This window comes from Lentibacillus sp. L22 (genome assembly GCF_040812445.1).
GTDB lineage: Bacteria > Bacillota > Bacilli > Bacillales > Amphibacillaceae > Lentibacillus_C > Lentibacillus_C daqui.
The window spans coordinates 1-3561 of sequence record NZ_JBFNXI010000081.1 but is presented as its reverse complement, the minus strand read 5'-3'; the positions used below and the strand labels follow the sequence as shown (position 1 = coordinate 3561).

At 42.1% G+C, this 3561-nt stretch carries 4 protein-coding genes; all 4 read right to left on the bottom strand.

Going from position 1 to position 3561, the window contains the following annotated elements; genetic code table 11:
• Positions 1-12 precede the first annotated feature (12 nt).
• A complete protein-coding gene (locus ABRT01_RS17940) occupies positions 13-435 on the bottom strand; it encodes a MerR family DNA-binding transcriptional regulator (RefSeq protein ID WP_439649397.1) in 423 nt (140 codons plus the stop codon).
• A 109-nt stretch (positions 436-544) separates the two neighbouring features.
• Positions 545-1528 carry an NAD(P)H-dependent flavin oxidoreductase gene (locus ABRT01_RS17935; RefSeq protein ID WP_269409578.1) on the bottom strand — a complete coding sequence of 328 codons (984 nt, stop codon included), beginning with the start codon at positions 1526-1528 and terminating at the stop codon, positions 545-547.
• 42 nt (positions 1529-1570) lie between these two features.
• A complete protein-coding gene (locus ABRT01_RS17930; protein WP_269409579.1) occupies positions 1571-2341 on the bottom strand; it encodes an enoyl-CoA hydratase-related protein in 771 nt (256 codons plus the stop codon).
• On the bottom strand, positions 2334-3561 hold a 1228-nt coding region (locus ABRT01_RS17925; protein ID WP_367749106.1), incomplete at its 5' end, for a CaiB/BaiF CoA transferase family protein. The genes ABRT01_RS17930 and ABRT01_RS17925, both read right to left, overlap by 8 nt.

Below are 3561 nucleotides of genomic sequence, written 5' to 3'. Positions count from 1 at the left end.
CGTACCTTTTTATTATACGTAAGCATGGCCGTTGTCCTCAATGACCTGTTTCACCGCTTGTTGCAGTTTCTTTCGCTTGTGACTTCTGCTTCCATACAAGCGGCTGCTAAAGACAGTAATAATGGAAAGCATACCACTTCCCAGATCTTTTATAAAACGAAACTGATATCCATTTGCCGAACAATACTGCGATACAGTATGGACCTGCCTTTTTAACTCTTCCTTTTGGTCCGATGATGAGACGCGACAATACCCGATAACAATTTTGTCTTGAAGTGGTTTCAAATCACGCTTGATAGCACTAAGGTCTTCTACAGCATATCTTCTATGGCCACCGGTGGTTCGAGAGGATGTTATCTTCCCCTCTTTCTCCCACCTTCTTAATGTAGTGGGATGAACACCAAGTATGTTGGATGCTTCATCGATGGTATACATTTTAGCGATCCTCCTTATTTTTCTACATACAAAGTTCGACATAAAATGCGAGAATCCTGCTAAAAAGTAATTAATTTTAAATAATTTAGATTAAACTGTTTTGGAACCCCTAAATAGATACATTATTTTTTCTAGATATTTTTTCAATTGCTTGGTAATAACCAGCCTTTAATTCCTCAACAATGTCTGCTACTGGTTGAATGTTGTTAATCGAACCAACTCCCTGACCCGCACCCCAAACATCTTTCCAAGCTTTTACTTCTTTGTTTCGTAATTCTGAGAAATCGACTTTATCTTTTTTCTGGAGATTTTGCGGATCCAGTCCGGCACCAGTGATACTTGGTATCAGGTAATTGGCGTTCACCCCGCTAAACGCATCTGTGTAAATAATATCTTCAATCGATGCATCAACAATCATATCTTTATACCCGGCTTGAGCCGAACTTTCTTCAGACGGGATAAACCGTGTCCCAATGTAGGAAAAATCGGCTCCCAATAATTCAGTTACAAGGATATCTTCCCCTTTGGTCAAACCGCCAGATAAGGCAATTGGCCCGTCAAAAAACTGCCGTACTTCGTGTACAAATGAAATAGGATTATATGTACCACCATGACCACCCGCACCGGCGGCAACCAGGACTAAACCATCAGAACCTTTCTCAATTGCTTTTTTAGCAAATTTTATATTAATTACATCGGAAAGAACCACCCCACCATAGGCATGCACAATTTCAGCTACCGGTCCAGGGTCACCCAATGACGTAATGACCAGTGGTGGCTGATACTTCTCGATTAAATTCAGATCTTCTACATATCGTTTATTCGACCGGTGAACGATAAAGTTAATTCCCCATGGTGCAATTTTTTTACCCGGATTTTGTTGTCTCAATTTATCCAATCCGGCATTTATTTCCTGCATCCAGTCCTCCAGTATTTCGCCTGATCTGGCATTTAAGGCAGGAAACGTTCCAGCAATTCCCGATGCACAGGCATTGATCACCATTGTTGGATTACTAATGATAAACATAGGTGCCATAATTACAGGGATTTCCATTGCTTCTTTCAAGTTGGCGATTGCATTATTGTTCGGCATGTTGTTTACACCTTCCTCCGCATAATACCATTGCAGTCACGACTATCGATGAACAAATTCGGGTTTTCGTTTTTCAATAAACGCCTGTACTCCTTCTTTGGCATCTTCGGTAACAAAAACCTCATTGAATAACTTTTCCTCCAGTTTTAATCCTTCATCAAGCGGTAACTCCTTGCCTTCATTCACCAATCGTTTGATCCGGCTTAATGCCTGCAATGACTGGTCGGCAAGTTTTTGTGCAAGTTTTTCTGCAGCTTGCTTGCCTTCTCCTTTTGCGATAACTTGGTTGACAATGCCTAACCGACATGCTTCATCAGCCGACACAGGTTCTCCGGTAAACATCATTTCCTTTGCTTTTCCGGCACCAACGATTCGTGGTAGTCGTTGCGTACCACCGCCACCCGGCAATATCCCTAAATTTACTTCAGGTAATCCGATTTTTGCATGTTCTTCGGCGATCCTGATATCACACGTTAAAGCAAGTTCCAATCCACCTCCAAGCGTAAAACCATTTAATAAGGCGATCGTCGGTTTAGGAATTGATTCGATGCGATTAAATACTTCATGGATACTGACCGCACTTTCATTATTCACGTCTCGTTCCGGAAATTCTTTGATATCCGCACCAGCCATAAACGCACGATCACCTGCACCGGTCAGGATAATCGAGATGACCTCGTGATCTGCTTTCAATTCACTAAATACCTCATCTAATTCCGCCGTTACCTTTTCGCTTAACACATTCATTGGCGGATTATCGATAACTACCGTTGCAATACCATCATTTTTGGTTACTGATAGTAGTTCAGCCATCTATATCTTCCTCCTCTATTAACGTCTTTAAAATTTCTTCGGTATGTTCCCCCAGCTTTGGCGCTTGCGAATAGATTTTCCCAGGTGTCTCTGATAATTTAATCGGCGTACCAATTTGCTTCATCATCCCCAACATACGATGTTCCAATGGTTGAATCATTTCTCTGGCACGCACTTGAGGATTTTTTAATACTTCAGCAAAAGTAAGCACTGGCGCAACACAGGCATCTACTTCGGCAAAATCCACCATCCATTCATCCAGTGTTTTATTGGAAATAATCGCTTGAATTTCCTCTTTCATATGTTCTTGTTCCTCGATCGGGGCTGCCAATTTGGGGATAAGATCTTCTCTGTCAATCACGGTGCAAAAGGCTTGCCAAAATTTCGGTTCCAGTGCACCAACCGATAGAAAACGTCCATCTCTTGTTTGATAGACCTCATAACAAGCACGACCACCACTCAGTTCCATTTCGCCTCTTTGCGGTTCAACATGATTTGCCAGATAGCCCGAAAGAAGAATTTGCAGCCAGGAAATCACCCCATCGGTCATGGAAATATCCACAAATTGTCCTTCACCCGATTTTTCTCGTTCAAATAAAGCTAGTAAAATACCAATCGCTGCCGGAAGCGCCCCACCGCCGATATCAGCAATTTGTGCAGCGGGTACGATTGGCTTGCCTCCTCTTTCTCCCATCAACTGCAGCAACCCGGCATAACTGAGGTAGTTTATATCGTGTCCGGGGCGATTCACATATGGTCCTGTTTGTCCATACCCGGTAATCGCACAGTAAATAATTTTTGGGTTTATCTCTTTTAATGTTTCGTAATCCAAACCAAGGCGATTCATCACTCCGGGTCTAAATGATTCCACGACAACATCTGATTTCTTGACTAATTTTATAAAACTTTCTCTGCCCGCATCCGTTTTTAAGTTCAAGCAAATACTTTTCTTATTACGATTAAGCGCGTGAAAAAAAGTACTATTCTCATCCAATTTTGGTTCATTCTCCCTTGCGTAATCACCAACTTTTGGATCCTCTACTTTTATTACTTCAGCACCAAAGTCAGCTAGCAGCATGGTACAGTAGGGGCCTGGTAATAACCGGGTTAAATCGAGCACTCGAATGGATGTAAGCGGCAAATGAACTCCTCCTTTTAAGAGGATGTTCAAAAAGTCCGGTAAAAATGACGCTTCGAATTTCGTCGTTGGCTTGCTTTTC

Bases quoted from the DNA above. Each gene is read 5' to 3' on its own strand.
- ABRT01_RS17940 (WP_439649397.1), bottom strand. From the start codon at position 435: ATGTATACCATCGATGAAGCATCCAACATACTTGGTGTTCATCCCACT.
- ABRT01_RS17935 (WP_269409578.1), bottom strand. From the start codon at position 1,528: ATGCCGAACAATAATGCAATCGCCAACTTGAAAGAAGCAATGGAAATC.
- ABRT01_RS17930 (WP_269409579.1), bottom strand. From the start codon at position 2,341: ATGGCTGAACTACTATCAGTAACCAAAAATGATGGTATTGCAACGGTA.